This window comes from Streptomyces sp. NPDC048590, assembly GCF_043199535.1.
Taxonomy (GTDB): Bacteria; Actinomycetota; Actinomycetes; order Streptomycetales; family Streptomycetaceae; genus Streptomyces.
In genome coordinates this window covers 15,012-30,574 of sequence record NZ_JBICWC010000017.1, presented here as the reverse complement: position 1 = coordinate 30,574, position 15,563 = coordinate 15,012, and the positions used below count along the sequence as shown (strand labels likewise).

Annotated in this window: 11 protein-coding genes; 2 read left to right on the top strand and 9 right to left on the bottom strand. The window is 73.2% G+C overall.

Annotation, left to right across the window (positions count from 1 at the left end; all coding sequences use genetic code 11):
- Positions 1-24 precede the first annotated feature (24 nt).
- Positions 25-3,255, bottom strand: coding sequence for a tetratricopeptide repeat protein (locus tag ACGFNN_RS33310; protein ID WP_393561611.1), 3,231 nt, complete (start codon positions 3,253-3,255; stop codon positions 25-27).
- A gap of 311 nt (positions 3,256-3,566) precedes the next feature.
- Between ACGFNN_RS33310 and trxA the strand changes: the two genes are divergently transcribed.
- Positions 3,567-3,881 carry a thioredoxin gene (trxA, locus tag ACGFNN_RS33305; protein WP_393561609.1) on the top strand — a complete coding sequence of 105 codons (315 nt, stop codon included), beginning with the start codon at positions 3,567-3,569 and terminating at the stop codon, positions 3,879-3,881.
- 120 nt (positions 3,882-4,001) lie between these two features.
- Here the strand turns inward: trxA and ACGFNN_RS33300 are convergent, their stop codons facing one another.
- From ACGFNN_RS33300 to ACGFNN_RS33270, 7 genes are all read right to left on the bottom strand, one after another.
- Positions 4,002-4,553, bottom strand: a complete 552-nt coding sequence (locus ACGFNN_RS33300) for an LURP-one-related/scramblase family protein (protein ID WP_393561607.1) — start codon at positions 4,551-4,553, stop codon at positions 4,002-4,004.
- On the bottom strand, positions 4,543-6,255 hold the full coding sequence (locus tag ACGFNN_RS33295; RefSeq protein WP_393561605.1) for a SulP family inorganic anion transporter: 1,713 nt from the start codon (positions 6,253-6,255) through the stop codon (positions 4,543-4,545). The genes ACGFNN_RS33300 and ACGFNN_RS33295 overlap by 11 nt, the downstream gene beginning before the upstream one ends.
- A gap of 310 nt (positions 6,256-6,565) precedes the next feature.
- On the bottom strand, positions 6,566-7,645 hold the full coding sequence (locus tag ACGFNN_RS33290; RefSeq protein WP_393561603.1) for a hypothetical protein: 1,080 nt from the start codon (positions 7,643-7,645) through the stop codon (positions 6,566-6,568).
- A gap of 19 nt (positions 7,646-7,664) precedes the next feature.
- Positions 7,665-8,051, bottom strand: coding sequence for a hypothetical protein (locus ACGFNN_RS33285; RefSeq protein ID WP_393561601.1), 387 nt, complete (start codon positions 8,049-8,051; stop codon positions 7,665-7,667).
- Between the two features lie 36 nt (positions 8,052-8,087).
- On the bottom strand, positions 8,088-9,245 hold the full coding sequence (locus tag ACGFNN_RS33280; RefSeq protein WP_393561599.1) for a hypothetical protein: 1,158 nt from the start codon (positions 9,243-9,245) through the stop codon (positions 8,088-8,090).
- Positions 9,242-10,132 carry a hypothetical protein gene (locus ACGFNN_RS33275; RefSeq protein WP_393561597.1) on the bottom strand — a complete coding sequence of 297 codons (891 nt, stop codon included), beginning with the start codon at positions 10,130-10,132 and terminating at the stop codon, positions 9,242-9,244. The genes ACGFNN_RS33280 and ACGFNN_RS33275 overlap by 4 nt, the downstream gene beginning before the upstream one ends.
- Before the next feature lie 213 nt (positions 10,133-10,345).
- Positions 10,346-11,692 carry an MFS transporter gene (locus tag ACGFNN_RS33270; protein ID WP_393561682.1) on the bottom strand — a complete coding sequence of 449 codons (1,347 nt, stop codon included), beginning with the start codon at positions 11,690-11,692 and terminating at the stop codon, positions 10,346-10,348.
- A gap of 267 nt (positions 11,693-11,959) precedes the next feature.
- Between ACGFNN_RS33270 and ACGFNN_RS33265 the strand changes: the two genes are divergently transcribed.
- Complete coding sequence (locus tag ACGFNN_RS33265; RefSeq protein ID WP_393561595.1) at positions 11,960-13,609, top strand: FAD-dependent oxidoreductase; 1,650 nt, start codon at positions 11,960-11,962, stop codon at positions 13,607-13,609.
- Positions 13,610-13,642: 33 nt separating this feature from the next.
- Here the strand turns inward: ACGFNN_RS33265 and ACGFNN_RS33260 are convergent, their stop codons facing one another.
- Positions 13,643-15,559: a rhamnogalacturonan lyase gene (locus tag ACGFNN_RS33260; RefSeq protein ID WP_393561593.1), complete on the bottom strand. Its 1,917-nt coding sequence runs from the start codon at positions 15,557-15,559 to the stop codon at positions 13,643-13,645.
- Positions 15,560-15,563 lie beyond the last annotated feature (4 nt).

Below are 15,563 nucleotides of genomic sequence, written 5' to 3'. Positions count from 1 at the left end.
CGTCCCGGCCCGTGCGTGCGGGCCTCAGGGCCGTACGCCCAGCGGCACGCCCATGATCTCCCGGGCGTGCCGGGACGGCGTCAGACCCAGGCGCCAGGCCTGCCAGCCCTCGTCCAGGTCGACCCCGCGGTTCAGCACGACCCCGAAGGCCCTCGCGCAGTCCTCCAGCTTCGGGTCGCGCAGCGGGTGAGCGGCCTCCAGCAGGTCCGCGAGCTCCTGCTGGGCCACCGCCGTGCCCACCTCGCTGCCGCCCGGCGAGGCGTACGGCAGGAGCGTGCACCGCAGGAACGCGGCCCAGTCGCCGCCCCGGGCGTCGCCGTACGAGGCGAAGAGCGTGGCGGCCTCGCCGCACAGCTCCAGCGCCTGCGCGGCGCGGTCGTTGCCGCCGTCGATCAGCGCCAGCTCCAGGCAGGTCCACGCCTCGCCGTGGGCCACACCGATCCGCCGGAAGTCGGCGCGGGCGTCCACCAGGAGCTGCCGGGCGAAGCCGGAGTTGCGGAGACTGCCCGTACGGGCGGCCCGCTGGTCGCGGGTGACCCGGCCCGAGTGGTGCCGGGCGCACGCCAGGCCGTAGACGTCCCGCATCCGGGAGAACATCGTGCGGGCCCGCTCCAGCTCCCGTACGCCCTGGTCGGTGTCGCCGTCCTCCTCGAGCGCCTGCCCCAGGTAGTACCGTGTCCAGGCCTCGCCCCGGGCGTCCTCGTTGCCCCGGTGCCGGGCCAGGGCGACGCGCAGCTGCTCCACCGCGGAGGCCGCGCCACCTCCGCCCGCGTCCATCAGCCCCGCCCGGGCCAGCTGGGTCAGGGCCCACGCCTCCCCGCGCTCGTCGCGGGTGCGGCCGTACAGGTCGAGCGCGGTCGACAGCTCCTCCTCGGCGCGGGCCACCTCGCCCATCCGCAGACAGACCTGGCCGAGCTGGAAGTGCGACCACGCCTCGCCGTGCAGCGACTCGCCCTCGCGGTGCAGGGCCAGGGCGGTGTCCAGCAGGGTCAGGGCCTCGGCCAGATTCGCCCGGTCGCGTTCGACGGCGGCCAGCGCGTGCAGCGACCAGGCCCGGTCCTCGGCCTGTTCCGGGGACGCCTGGAGCGCGAGCGCCTCCCGCAGCCTTGCCGAGGCCTCCGTCAGATTGCCCTGGTGGTGCAGGGTGATGCCGAGCGAGCAGAGCGCGAGCGCGGCCCCCGCGTCCTGTTGCGCCTCGCGGTAGAGGCCGACGACCGACGACAGGGTCGTCCGGGCCTTGTCGAGCTCGCCGAGCTGCCGGGCCGCGATGCCCGTACGCCACTGGACGGACCGCTCCAGGAGCCCCTGGTCGACCGCGCGCGTCAGCTCGCTGATCTCCCCGAGCCGGTAGAGGTCGCCGCGCAGCAGGCAGTAGTCGCACAGGGCGCCCAGCAGGTGGAGCACGGCGGCCTGGTCGATGCCCTCCGTGTGCCGCAGGGCCGAGGTGATGAAGCTCGACTCGTCGTCGAGCCACCGCAGTGCCGCGTCCAGCGAGCCGAAGCCGTGCGAGCCGAACCGGCCCGCCCGGGTGGACATCTTGCCGTCCACCATGCGGATCACGGCGTCGGCGAGTTCCGCGTAGTTCTGGATGAGGCGCTCCTGCGCCGCCCTGCGGTCCGCCTCCGGCTCCTCCTCCAGGAGTCGTGCCGAGGCGAAGTCGCGCACCAGGCCGTGCAGCCGGTAGCGCGCGCCCCGCACATGGATCAGCAGGCCGGACCGGGCCAGCGACTCCAGCAGCCGGCCGGCCTCCTCCTCACCACAGGCGAGCAGGGAGGCGGCGGCGGCCGCCCCGAGGCTGGCGCGCCCCGCGAGCGCGAGCCGCCTCAGCAGCCGGCGCGCCTCCTCGGGCTGGTCCGTGTACCTGAGCCACAGGGCACGCTCCACGGGCCCCACCGGCCCGTACGCCCCGAGGGCCGCCGCGAGCTCGGCACGGCTACGGGCGCCGAGCGCGGAGCCCGCGACCCGCAGGGCGAGCGGCAGCCCGCCGCACAGACCGACGACGGTGTCGGTCGAGGGGTAGTCGTACGGTCCGGCCTCCTCGTCCCGCGCCGACTCCCGCAGCAGCTCCTCCGCGCCCGCCGCGTCGAGGCCGCCGACGGGCAGCTGGTGGACCCGGGCGGGGAAGCCCTCGGGCAGGTCGAGGGGCTCGCGGGCCGTGACCAGGACCAGGCTGTCGGAGCGCTCGGGCACGAGCGTGCAGACCTGGGCGGCGTCCGTGGCGTCGTCCAGCACGACCGTCACGGGCGTACCCGTCAGGTGCTGGTGGTACAGCTCGCCCAGGCGCCTCACCTGCTGCTCGGCGGAGGACCCGTCCCGGAAGAGGAGCTGCTCGCGGGGCGCGCCCAGCCGGTTGAGCAGGTGCAGGAGAGCGTCCCGCGTCGGCAGCGGGGCCTCCCCGGTGACGCCACCCCGCAGGTCCACCACACAGGCCCCGCGGAACTGGTCCCTGAGGGCGTGCGCGGCGCGTACGGCGAGCGTGCTGCGCCCGGAACCGGGCGCGCCGTGCAGCACGACCACCACCGGCCAGGTCTCCGTCGCGGCGCGGGCCGCGTGAACCCACTGCGCGATCTGCGCCAGCTCGCCGCGCCGTCCCGTGAACGGCCCCTCCGCGGCGGGCAGATGGGAGAAGGACTGCTCCAGGACCGTACGCGTGCGGGCCGCCGCGCTCCGGTCACCGCCGCGCAACTGGGGCACCACGGAGGCGGCGGCCTTCTTCTTGGGCGGCCGGGCGGACGCGGTCAGCACACGCTGCTGGTCGAGGTACGGGCGGATGCCCCGTACCTCCAGTGCCGTCAGCCACTCCAGTCGCAACTGCTCCGGGCCACCGGGCCGGCCCAGCTCGCCCGCCCTGCGGTGCGCGGCCGGCCAGTGCGAGGCGGTCACCCGTGCCACCGTCGCCGTCGCCCCCGCGACGACGACGGCCGCCCCGGCGCCCAGGGCGAGACCGGTCTCGGTGCCGAGCACCAGGTCGGCGCCGAAGGCCGCGGCGGCGGCGACCCCCGTCACCAGCAGCGGTGTTCCCAGGGCCGCCCTGCTGAAGCGTGCGGACAGCGGCTGCTGTCCGGCCCCGGCGGCGTCCAGGGCCCGGGTGTAGGCGGCGTACTCGTCGGCCGCGGCCGCGGCGATGCCGTCGAGCGCGCCCCGCGCACGGGCCAGGAGCGCGCCGGAGTCCGTCCGGCCACCCGTCCTGCGCGTCTCCTCCTCCACGGCCCGCACCAACAGCCGTTCGGCGTCCGCGCGATGGCTGTCCCGCATGCGTCCCCCCACTCTCCGGCGGCATCGGCCCGGCCGGCTGTGCTGTCGAGAGCAACCAGTGTCCCGCCTGAGGGGGCCTGGCGCGAGAGAGCGTGACGGGGCGTCACGGGGCGCTCCGGGGGACCGGGAGGCTGTCGGCCCGTGGCGCGGCGGCTGTCCCGACGCCCGTGACCTCGCCGCGCATGAGCCCATGACTCACCGGGGCGACCGGCGGGGCGCATATGTGTCCGGAGCAGAGGGTAGGCCGCCTCGAGCGCCGGCCTCGGCGTGTCGCCAAGCTCCGCGAGAGGACTGCCGAATTGAGCTCGGAGATGACCGATCTGACGGAGAGCACCATTGATGCCGAGGTGGCGTCCTCCGCGCTGCCACTCCTGATCCACTTCTGGGCCGAGTGGGCGGGGCCGTGCAAGATGACCGAGCCCATCCTGGACGAGCTGGCGGTGGAGTACGACGGGAGGCTCCGCCTGGCGAGGCTCAACATCGACCAGAATCCCGACACCCCTCCCCGCTACGACATAAAGGGAATCCCGACCCTCCTGCTCTTCGAACGGGGAGAGCTGGTGGGTACCAAGATCGGCGCCCAGTCCAAGGGCCAGCTCACGGAGTTCCTCGACGAGCGTCTCTGAGGCCGCCGGGGGCCCATGGCGCGCGGCCCGCCGTCCGTCCGGTCGGCCGCCCGCCCGGTGCGAGGCCGGGGCGGGCGGCGGGGCCGTGGACCGGCGGGTACCCGCCGTGGTCCCGTCCCGTCAGGTGCCCGGATGGGTCATGGCGTCGATCGCGATGGCCGCCGCGAGGATCGTCGCGTGGTCGGTCGTGTCGGCGACGTCGATGCCGTAGGTGTCGCGGACCCGGAACCACCTCTTGGAGACCTCGGCGACCTTGATACCGTCCCGCTCGACCGTGTACTCGTGGTCGAGGACGCTGCCGCGTACCCGCAGGTCGTCCCCGTTCCTCCGCTTGATCCGCCAGCGGTCCCGCACGGGGCCGACCAGGGCCTTCTTGACGAGGGCGATCCGGTTGCCCGAGGCGTCCTCGATCTCCATCGAGTCCTTGACGCGGACCGGCCGGCTCTGGACGCGGGCCACCCGGTTCCCGTCGGTGTCCTCGATGGAGTACGTCCGGCGCAGCCGGAGCACCTTCCCGTTGACCTTGTAGACGTGTTCGCCGGAGGCGTCGTCCACCCAGTAGTCGTTCCCGATGGAGATCGCCTTCTCCCGCATCCGGTAGCGGGTCACGCCGTCACCGTGGTCGAAGGCGCGGTTGGCCTGCCGTCGGGCCCGTCGGTCCTCAAACATCATGAGTGTCTTCTCCTTGTCTGCGGGCGATCCAGGCGCGGCTCTCTGCGAGGGCCTGGTCGAGGGGGGCGAAGATCCGGGGCTGTGCGGGCAGGACCGCGTCCGTGCCGAGCCGGCGGGTGATTCCGGTACGCCGCAGGAGCTCGACCATGCCGGGCTCCAGGCCGGCCAGGACCAGGCGGGCGCCCTGGGCGTCGAGCGAGGCGGCGTAGCGGTGCAGCAGTTTGACGATGGCTGACGAAGGAACCCCGGGGGCGGTGCGCATCACCACGATCAGGACGGAGTCGCGGGCTCCCGCGGGGTCGGGGAGGGCGTTCTCCAGGTGGGGGAGTTCGGCGAAGAAGCTGGTGCCCTCGTAGGCGAGGGCGGTGACCTGTCCGGGCGTCAGGCGCTCGGGCGTCCTCGTGGTGGACCAGGCGCCCGTGGCGTCGTCGCGGGTCAGGCCGGTGAGGCGGGCCTGGCGTGCGGCCTGGGCGCAGTAGAGCAGCAGGGAGAGTACGGCCCCGAGGACGATGGCCTGCTGGAGGGGCAGTTGAGTGGTGGCGAGGAAGGTCGCGGCCATCGCGGCGGTGGACAGTCTCGAGGTGTGCAGCACCAGGGCGATGTCATGGCGCTTGCCCCAGATCAGTTCGCCGCCGACGACGAGGATCAGGGCGCCGATGACCGGCATGGGGATGCGTTCGGCGAGACCACCGAGGACGAGGACCACCAGGGCGAGGAAGACTCCGGAGATCACCCCGGCCCATCGGGTACGGGCGCCGGCGCTCGCCGCGACACCGGTGCGCGAGAGCGACCCGCCCGCGGGCAGGGACTGGAAGAGGGACCCGCCGACGTTGGCGACGCCCTGGGCCAGGAAGTCGCCGTTGACATCGGAGCGGCTGCCGTCCGGGTTGGGCAGGGAGGGCGCCACACCGGCGGCCTGGGCGAGTGCTACCAGGGCGACCGCGCAGGCTCCCCCGACCAGTTCGGGCATCGCGCCCCAGTGGGGGGCCGTGAAGCCGGGCAGCGAGGCGGGGATGGCCGCGATGTCGGCGACCGTCTCCACGTCGGTGGAGAGGAGGCCGACGACCACGGCGACGGCCACCATGGCGATCAGCAGCGCAGTGGCCCGCAGTCTGCGAACCCGGTGGGCGGCGGCCCAGACCACGACGGTGGCGAGGGCCACCAGGGTGGGTGCGAGCTGCCACTCGTTCGGGTGCGTGATCCAGTTCCACAGTTTGAGCAGCTGGTTGTGCCCGTCCGGCCGGTACCCCGTGGCGTCGTCGAAGACCCCGGTGATGATCTGCAGGGCGATGCCGGTGGAGAACCCGGTCATCACCGCGTTGGAGACGAAACTGAGCACCACACCGAGGCGCAGCAGCCCCATGAGGAGCATGACCGCGCCCGTCAGCAGGGTGAGCGCCGCGATGTCGCCCGCGTCCTGAGGGTCCAGTCCGGCTTCCTTGAGCACGGACTGCCCGGTCAGCGCGATGGCGCTGGTCAGGGTGGTGACCATCAGCACGGTACGTCCGGTCAGCGAGCCGAGGATGGGCGGCACGACACCCGCGTACAGGCCCGCGACGGGGTTGAAGCCTCCGATCGAGGCGTAGGCCATGCCCTCCGGGATGCTGAAGAGACCGGTGACCATGCCCGCGGTGACGTCGGACCCCTTGGGCCGGCCGAGGCGTCGGCGCAGCGCTGCCCACCGCTTCCCGGGGCCGGTCACCGGGGTGCGCCGACCGCGGGAGGGCGGGTGGCGGTCCGGCAGCTCCCGAGTCCCGCGGTCCGTGTGCCGGACACACCGGTGTGCGCGCCCGGAGCCTCGTGCGGTCGCCCCACGATGCCTCCGATCCGTCGTCACCTACGTGCGGATCCAGTCAATGTGGGTGTGCGGAAGGCGGCGACCCGAGGTGGCCCGTTCGGACGCCCCCAGGGGCGCGGGCCGGGGCCGTGCGGCAGGGATTCGACGATCCGGGCGGCGAGGGCGTCCGGGCCCTCTCGGCCGGTACAGCCGCGTCCGCCGCGAAGGCGCCCGGTCACTGCTCCTGACGGGGCACGGAACGGGCACGCCAGTGCGCGAGGCTCGCCCGCAGGGCGTCGAGCACGGGGGCTGTCGCCGGCTCCGTCGCCGCGGTGCCGTCGGAGAGGGCCTGGCCGAGCAGTGCGCACGCCGTCGCCGGGTCACCCGCCTCACCGACCGCGGCGGCGTGCACGTGGCGGTAGCGCAGGGTGTCGGGGTGCGCGTGCCCCATCACCGCGACGGCGTCCCGCGCCACCGACCGGAGCAGCCGGACCGCCTGGTCCAGGCGCCCCGGGCGGCCCCGCAGTCCCAGCGTGCGCATCTGGTCGGCGAAGCGGGCGCGGGCCAGCAGACCCGGTGCGGACAGTGCGGTGCCGTGGGCCGTGTTGCGGAACAGGGCGAGATCTCCGGACCCGCCGTACGTCCGCTGGAGCGGCGCCGGGAGCCCCGCCGCCGGGAGGGTGACGGCGAGCCGGCGGTAGAGCGTCGCGAGGTCGAGGTGCTCGGGCCCGTCCGGCACCCCCTCGTCGAGGAGGTCGAGCAGGGCGGCGGTGAAGCCGGTGTGCCGGTGGCCCTCGGGGGTGAGGGCGCGCCTGGTGCGGCCCGCGGCCGCGAGCACATGGATGTCCGCGGCGTCGGCCGCGTCGAGTGCCCTCCCGGCGAAGCAGCAGTCCAGGACGGCGATCCGGTGCTCGGCACGCACCTGGCGCATGGCCTGGAAGAGCGCCGCGACCGGCAGCGAGGTGCGCTCCGCGCCGCTCACGTCGTCGACCGAACCGGGCAGGGCGAGACACAGCCGGGACTCCTCGCCGCACAGTCCGTGGCCGGCGAAGTAGAAGAGCAGGACGTCGAGCCTCGGGGACTCCGGAGTGGGCAGCAGCCGGAAGACGTCCGCCGCGCCGGCCGGGTCGACGCGGCGCCGGACGGTGTCGGAGGTGAAGGTCCCGAAGGGCCCGACGAGCGCGTCACCGAACGAGGCGACGCTGAGCGTGGCCTGCGGCAAGGGCGGAAGACCACTCGGCAGGACATGGGTTGCGGTCCCCACGACGACGGCGGCCGAACTCGACGCCGAGGGGACGGTGACGGACCAGGACATGACGGAAGGAGACCTGCCGCTAGCCCCGGTCCGCGGATCCCGGGTCCAGGAAGGTCCGCAACTGCCGCTGCACCTCGGCGGCGTCCTGAGGATCGGCGGCGGACAGTTCGACGCTCGTCCCGTCGGGCCTGGTGACCTTGAGCGCGACCCGGCGTGACCTGGCCCGCTGCACGAGCCACACGGCCGCCCCGCTGATCACCGCCTCCAGGACGGGCCCCACGGCGTCGGCGATCTCCACCGCCTCCGCCAGGCCGCCCTGTTCGCCCCGTGCGGGCGGCAGCATCCGCAGCCGGGCCGAACCGCTGAGGTCCTCGTCGTCGTTCAGCCACGCGGCGAGGGAGCGGGTGTCGGCTTCGGCCGCGTCCCCGTGGCTGCCGAACTCGAAGGTGATGGTGGACACGGTCATGGCTCCTGTGGGTCGGGGGCGGGCGGGTGCCCTGGGTCAGAAGGCGGGGGTGTGCGGGTCCCGGCCCTCCGGGACCCGGGTGGCCTCCCCGGAGGTACGTGTCGCCGTGGGTCCGGCCCGTCGCGCCGTGGCGAACAGGGGCGGACGGCCCGGGATCTCGTACGGGAAGCGGAACGCGGCCGAGGCCTGCGGTACGTCGACCAGATCGGCCAGCACGCGCTCCCAGGCCCCGAGTGGCTGCGGGACGTCCTGCTGGTAGGCGCCGGACAGCCAGCAGTGCTGCAGACCGGTGATGTTGCCCCAGGCCGCGGGGGCCTCGTGCACGCCCACCGCCCGCGCCACCGGCCCGCCGCCGGGGGCGGACGGCGGCGACAGGGTGGCGGCGATCAGTTCTGCCAGCTGGTGGGGGACCGGGCCCTCCGAGGCGAGTGAGATCCGCAGCCGGTAGGCGCGCTCGGCGAGCGTTCCCAGGGCCTCCTGGTACAGAGGCGCGGCGCGAACGGCGAACGGGTCCGGCGGGACGTACTGCGCGAACACCGGATTGGGGCGGCCGGGCTGGGCCAGCCTGCCGTACTCCTGCGCCAGATAGGCGAGGTAGGAACGCAACTCGTACGGCGGTGCGCAGGGCTCCAGGCAGATGCTCACGGTCGTCGCAGCGCTCTCGCGCGCGAGCGCTTCCCACACCGGCTCCCAGCTCACGGACTCCGGCACCAGCGGCTCGAAGGCGACTCCGAGCGGGAAGTCGGTGTCCCGGCGGCGGAGGTACGCCCAGACGAGTCGCTTGCGCACCTCCGCCAGGCCCCCGGGCGGGTGCGGCGACGGCACGAGCACCGCGTGGAGTTCGGCCGCGTCCTCGATCGGCTCGGCACGGACGTGACGGGGGCCGGCCGACAGGGCGTCGCGCAGCGCGAGCACCGCCGCGGACGCCGACGCGCCGTCCCTCCCGCGGGCCCGGCACAGGAGCGTGCCGGTGATGCCCTGCGCACCGTTCGTGTACCGCAGCTCGAACGCCCGCCCGTCCGGCGCCCACTGGTGCGACAGCCAGACCTGTTCGAGCACACCGGCCTCGGCCCGGCGCTGCGCCTCGGGGAGGTCGACATGGGCACCGTTGTCACTCATGGCGGGCCGCGGTTCGAGACGCAGACCGGACCAGGCCCACGCCTCGGTGGCCGAGGCGGACACCAGGTGGCTCACTGCGATGTACCGCCACCGGAAGGACCGTGCTGCCGGGGGGACGGCGGGACCGGGGGCGCGGCCGGGGGGACGACCGGCGGGGGAGGCGTCGTCGGGCGCGGGATCCCGCCTGGGACGGTGCCGCCCGGGGCCTGCGGTGCCGGAGCCGGCACACCGTCCAACGCAGCCATCAGCCCTTCACGGCAGGCGAGATGGACGGCCTCCCGCATGGCACGGGCGCCCTCGCTGCGCAGCAGCTGGTGCTCGATGCCGTTCTGTCCCTTGAGACCGCGCACGATGTCCCCCAGGAACTGCCCCATCAGCTCGGTGCCCCGCCGTGAACGCCACATCATCCAGCCCAGGTAGAGGCTGTCGCCGTAGTTGAAGACGGAGACGTAGGCCACGTACGGGGCGTCGGTCAACGTGATCCGGGTCCCGTGCGGTGCCGGAGCGAGCGGGTAGCGGCGGCTGGTGAGGGTCTTCAGGATCACCCCGTACACGGCCTGCGCCCGGTCGGTACGGTCGGCCAGCAGCACCCGCCATTCCGCGACGGGTTCGGGCAGACGGGACAGGAGGAGCGCCAGCCAGAAGACGACGAACGAGGCGAGGGAGGCCAGGGTGAACCACACCCCGTAGCTGCCCTCGCTGTCGCTCGACCCGCCGTAAGGGTCGTAGCCGCCGCTGTCGCCAAGGCCGGCCATCAGCGAGAGGAAGCCGATGAACGCGGGGATCACCCCTGCGACGAAGGCTGCGAGGGCGGCCCTGAGCCACAGGAAGAAGATCGTTTTGAAGGTGACGCTCTCGTTGAGCGCCATCTCGATCGGCTCGTGCCGCAGAGTCTTGTCGAGGTATGCGGCGTTTCCGTCGCCTCCGCGCCATCCCGGCAACGGGGTCGTGGAATCCAGCATGCATCCTCCGCTTCGACGTAACCGACAGCAGGCATGGCCCGGACGAGTCCTGGGCGGGCGGCCCTGTCACCGCGTGACGCACACTTAACTACCCGTCACATCGGAATGGCAAGTCCGATTCGAGGACGTCAAATGGCTTACGGAGAAGCCAATTTGAGGAAGGAGTGATTCAGCCCGGGAAGAGTCCGGCAGGTAGGCCGGACCCCGGCCGCCTCAGATCGACTCCAGGCTCCGCCCCGTCGTACGCGGGCCCAGGATGCGCACGTTCAGGCAGAGCACGAGCATCAGCACGCCCGACCCGACGAACACCGCGTCGGGGCCCAGGTCGTCGAGCACGTCGATCGCGACGAACGGCAGCACGACCGACGTGAGCCGGGACAGGGAGTACGCGATGCCGATGGCGCTGGAGCGCAGGTCCGTCGGGAAGATCTCGGTCTGGTAGACGTGGAAGGCGTTCGAGAAGACGTTGCTGCACACGGTGAGCAGGAAGCCCGAACCGACGATCAGCCACGACGCGTCCGCGAACCCGAAGACGAGTCCGAACGCGGCGATCCCGAGCGCGGACGCGATGATGAGCGTGCGCCGCTCGATCCTGTCGATCAGCGGCACGGACAGCGCCGAGCCCACCGGGTAGCCGAGGTAGCTGAGGGCGGCGTACGAGAGGGACTCGGTGACCGTGTGCCCCTTGGCCTGCAGCACAACGGGGGCGAGCGAGCCGAAGCCGTAGTAGCCGACGGTCTGGAGCACCTGGAAGATCCACCACATGACGGTGCGGCGCGCGTACGGGGCCTTGAACATGCGCCCGAGCGGCACCTTCCGGGCGGGTGCGGTGGGCGCGGCGGGCTCGGAGCGGGGCGCCGGGACGGAATCAGGCCGGGCGCCCGCCCGCTCCTCGATGTCCCGTACGACCGCGTCGGCCTCGGCGTGCCGCCCCCGCGCCGCCAGCCAGCGCGGCGACTCCGGCAGCCTGGTCCGCAGCACCTGGATGAACGCGGCGCCGAGCGCGCCCGCCACGAGCAGCCAGCGCCAGCCGTCGATGCCGAACAGCTCGTGCTTCGCGACGAGCCGGGCACCGAGCAGCGCGGCGACGGGCACGCCCACGAAGCCGAGGGTGTAGGCCCAGGCGATGTAGCGCCCGCGTACCTTCCGCGGCAGGAACTCCGCCAGATACGTGTCGACCAGGACCAGTTCGGCTCCGAGGCCGAGCCCCGCGAGGAAACGGAGCGCGGACAGCTGGGTGGCGTCCTGGGCGAAGGCGCAGGTCAGCGAGAACAGTGAGTAGAGCCCCAGGTTGACCAGGAACATCTTCCGCCGCCCGAAGCGGTCGGCCAGTACGGACAGCACGTTGGCGCCGACGAACATGCCGAGGAACCCGGAGGCGATGAGCCATGACTTCTCGGTGCCGGACAGATGCCAGGACTCGGCGAGCACGGCGGCGAGCACCCCGCCGAGGAACACCTCGTAGAGGTCGAAGAAGGCGCCTACGCCGACGATCGCGGTCAGTCGGCGGTGCCACGGGCCGACGGGCAGCCGGTCGAGTCGGCCGGCCGGGTTGGTCATGTCCTGCGTGTCCGAAGGCGCGGCAGCCCCCGTGACGCCCTGATCTGTCATGAGCACAGACGTTAGCTGTAGAGGGCACGTAAGGGAACCCCTTATTCCGCTTCCTGGTCCGGGCGTCGCGGTGACGGAACGGGAGGGCGGGCTCGCCGTGTGCGGCCCCGACAGCTCGCGCGGCTCGCGAATCCGGCGCCCCCCGGCCTTATGGGCCCGCTTGCCGGTTCGGCAAGTTTCCTTGCGGAAAGCGCGGGGCTCGGTAGCGTCGTCCCCATGAGCGAGCACTCCGCACACACCCCGCACCCGGCGCCGTCCGAGCCTGCCGAGCAGGTCGGCCACGGCCATCACCCCACCATGGAACGGCACTGCGACGTCGCCGTGATCGGCGGCTCCGCCGCCGGCCTTGCCGCCGCCCTGCAGCTCTCCCGCCAGCGACGCGGCGTCGTCGTGGTCGACGACGGCACACCGCGCAACGCGCCGGCCGCGCACATGCACGGCTACCTGGGGCACGAAGGGGCCGCCCCCGGCGAACTGATGGAGATCGGGCGCGCGGAGGTGCGCTCCTACGGCGGCGAGGTGCTCACCGGCCGGGTGCTGGGGGTGCACCGCCGCGACGACGGCCGGTTCCGGCTCGACCTCACCGGTGGACACACCCTGGTGGCGCGCCGCGTTCTCGCCGCGACCGGCCTGTCCGACGAACTCCCCGCCATCGACGGCCTCGCCGAGCAGTGGGGGCGAGGTGCGGTCCACTGCCCGTTCTGCCACGGCTTCGAGGTACGCGACCAGCGCCTGGTCCAGATCGTCACGCACCCCCTCGGTCTCCACCCGACGCCCCTGTTCCGGCACCTGACCGACCGGCTGACCGTGATCCTGCACGACCCGACGGGGGTCGACGAGACGGCCGTCGACGCGCTCGCCGCCTCCGGGGTCACCGTCGAGCGCGCCGAGGTCCGCCGGGTCCTCACCGGTGCCGACGGCGAGGTGTCCGGGGTCGAACTCGGCGACGGACGGGTGCTGGAGGCCGACGCCGTCGTGGTCGGCTCGCGGTTCCGGGCCCGCGCCGACGTGCTGACGGGCGTCGGGCTCACCACCACCGCGCACCCGACCGGTGCCGGCGACGTCCTCGCGGTCGATCCGCGCGGCGAGACCTCCGTGCCGGGGATCTACGCGGCCGGCAACGTCACCGACCCGAGCCTGCAGGTGCTGCCCTCGGCCGCCCAGGGCAGCCAGGTCGGCGCGATGATCGCCTTCAGTCTCGCCGACGAGGACCTGCGCGCCGCCGTCCGGCGCTCGGGTGAGGAGGCCGACTGGGACCACCGCTACGGCGGCCCCGACCGGGCGTGGAGCGGCAACCCCAACGGCACGCTCGTCCACGAGGCCACCGCCCTGGCGCCGGGCCGCGCCCTGGACGTCGGCACCGGTGAGGGCGCCGACGCCCTCTGGCTGGCCGAGCACGGCTGGAAGGTCACCGCCACCGACATCTCCGGCAACGCCCTCGACCGGGTGCGCGCCGAGGCCGAACACCGCGGGCTCGCCGTCACTCTCGTACGGAGCGACGCCAACGACCCCGCGCCCTTCGGTACCGACACCTTCGACCTGGTGTCCCTGCAGTACGGCTCGTTCAAGCGCACCCCCGACCGGCGCGCCCTGCACAGCCTCCTCGCCGCCGTCGCCCCCGGCGGCACCCTCCTGGTCGTGCACCACGACCTCAGCCCCCTGCGTGATCCGGTGGACGTGGCGACCGAGACCCGGATGTACGACCCCGAGGCGTTCGTCGGGGTCGACGAGGTCGCCGCCGCCCTCGCCGCCGACCCCGGCACCTGGCAGGTCGAGACCCACGACACCCGGGAGCGTCCCGCCGGCGCGGCCAGCACCCACCACGTCCACGACGTCGTGCTGCGCGCGACGCGACGCGCCGGGTGACCGGGGCGGCGGGCTCGTCCGTCTCCCGGCGTACTACTTCGTACCGAGGTAGTAGCTGACCTGCGGCGGCTGGTTGTAGCCGGTGTTCTGCGAGGCGACGCCCAGCCGGTAGACCGGGTCACTCATCAGGGTGGGCAACCGGTACTCGGTCGGGTGCGGGGTGGTGTAGAGGCGCAGTGCGGTGGAGTCCTCGTTGCGCCAGATCATCTCTTCGCGCCAGTCGCCGAGCAGGTCGGCGGAGAGCGTCGGGTTGCCCTTGGTCCAGTTGTCGGAGCGGGCGGCCTGGTCGTACCAGATGCGGCTGAGCTCGGTGGAGCCGGTGTACTTGAGGACCTGCCCGTAGCCGGAGCCCGCCGTACCCGACCAGCGGTGGTCCAGCAGCTCACGGTTGGCGTCGCCGTCCCACCAGATCGCCGAGTTGTACGAGGCGGCGCCGCCGAACGTCGGGACGGCGCTGCTGATCGCCCTGCCGTCGGCGGCGTACAGCCCGCCGCCGCTCGACCAGCACTCGGCGCCCGCGTAGGCGTTGGTCAGGTCGGCGCAGATGCCCCGCCCGACATCGGTGCCGGTCTTCGCGCCCCACAGGATCTGGCCGGTCCGCGCGTCGTGCATCTCGAAACCGTAGGCCGAGTCGGTGTGCTCGTGGACGTTGAACGACTCCAGCCCCGGACGTGCCGGGTTCAGGTCCCCGACGTGCAGCGCGTCACCGTGTCCGAGCTTCGTGGTCCACAGGCCGCTGCCGTTGTCGTCCACCGCCATCGCACCGTAGACGACCTCGTCGCGGCCGTCCGCGTCCACATCGGCCACGGCGAGGTTGTGGTTGCCCTGCTGGTCGTAGCCCTTGCCGTAGTTCGTCGACGCGTTGGTGTCGAACTTCCAGCGGCGGACCAGATCGGTCCCGTTCCAGTCCCACGCGGCGATCGCGATCCGCTCGTAGATCCCGCGGCTGAAGATCATGCTGGGTGTGGAGCCGTTGACGTAGGCGGTGGCGGACAGCAGCCGCCCCTCACGGTTGCCCCAGGTGTCGCCCCAGTCGGCCACGGAGCCGCGCGCCGGCTCGAAGGGCACCGAGTCCATGACCCGGCCGGTCCTGCCGTCGAACACCGACAGGAACTCGGGGCCGCTGAGCACCGCGCAGTTGTCGGCGAGGTGCGAGGCGGTCGCGCTGCCGATGACCGTGCCCGCGGAGTCCTTCGAGCCGTCCGAGGTGCGGACGGCCATCTCGGCCCTGCCGTCGCCGTCGTAGTCGTACACCTGGAACGAGTCGTAGTGCGAGCCGCTGCGGATGTTGGTGCCGAGGTTCACCCGCCAGAGCCGGGTGCCGTCGAGCTCGTAGGCGTCGAAGACGGTCGGGCCGGTGCAGGTGCCGGAGTTGGCGACGTCGGTGGCGTTCGACGGCACCCACTTGAGCACGAGCTCGTACTGGCCGTCGCCGTCCAGGTCGGCCGCCGAGGCGTCGTTGGCCGCGTAGGTGTACGCGACCCCGTCACGGGTCGTCCCGCCTGCCGGCTTCTGCAGCGGGATGTCGCGTCGGCCCGCGGACCAGACGGCCGCCTTCTCACCCGGCTGCTCGACTCCGTTCACGATCGCCCGGATCTCGTACGTGGCCGAGGAACTGCCGCTGGTATCGAGGAAGTTGGTCTTCGTCGTCGTGGAGATCAGGGTGGAGCCCCGGTACAGCTTGAAGGAAACGTCCGAGGGGTCGTCGCCGAGCATCCGCCAGGTGACCAGGATTCCGCCGCTCGCGGGCACGGCGACCGGTCCCCGGTCCAAGCGCTCCGCGACACGTGCGGCGGCAAGCGCGCTTACGGCACTGGCGCCGGACAGGGCAGGCGCGCCCTCGGCGGCGCCCGCGGTCTGCTGCACGATGCCGCCGGTCGCGGCGAGCGCCGCGGCCAGAAGCGCGCCGGCCAGCTTGGCGGAGAGGGGTCCGCGGGGGGATCGGAACATCGGG

What these genes read in the sequence shown, in the direction of transcription:
- ACGFNN_RS33265 (WP_393561595.1), top strand. Translation starts at nt 11,960, where the DNA reads ATGAGCGAGCACTCCGCACACACCCCGCACCCGGCGCCGTCCGAGCCT.
- ACGFNN_RS33260 (WP_393561593.1), bottom strand. Translation starts at nt 15,559, where the DNA reads ATGTTCCGATCCCCCCGCGGACCCCTCTCCGCCAAGCTGGCCGGCGCG.
- ACGFNN_RS33290 (WP_393561603.1), bottom strand. Translation starts at nt 7,645, where the DNA reads ATGTCCTGGTCCGTCACCGTCCCCTCGGCGTCGAGTTCGGCCGCCGTC.
- ACGFNN_RS33300 (WP_393561607.1), bottom strand. Translation starts at nt 4,553, where the DNA reads ATGATGTTTGAGGACCGACGGGCCCGACGGCAGGCCAACCGCGCCTTC.
- ACGFNN_RS33270 (WP_393561682.1), bottom strand. Translation starts at nt 11,692, where the DNA reads ATGACCAACCCGGCCGGCCGACTCGACCGGCTGCCCGTCGGCCCGTGG.
- ACGFNN_RS33285 (WP_393561601.1), bottom strand. Translation starts at nt 8,051, where the DNA reads ATGACCGTGTCCACCATCACCTTCGAGTTCGGCAGCCACGGGGACGCG.
- trxA (WP_393561609.1), top strand. Translation starts at nt 3,567, where the DNA reads ATGACCGATCTGACGGAGAGCACCATTGATGCCGAGGTGGCGTCCTCC.
- ACGFNN_RS33275 (WP_393561597.1), bottom strand. Translation starts at nt 10,132, where the DNA reads ATGCTGGATTCCACGACCCCGTTGCCGGGATGGCGCGGAGGCGACGGA.
- ACGFNN_RS33310 (WP_393561611.1), bottom strand. Translation starts at nt 3,255, where the DNA reads ATGCGGGACAGCCATCGCGCGGACGCCGAACGGCTGTTGGTGCGGGCC.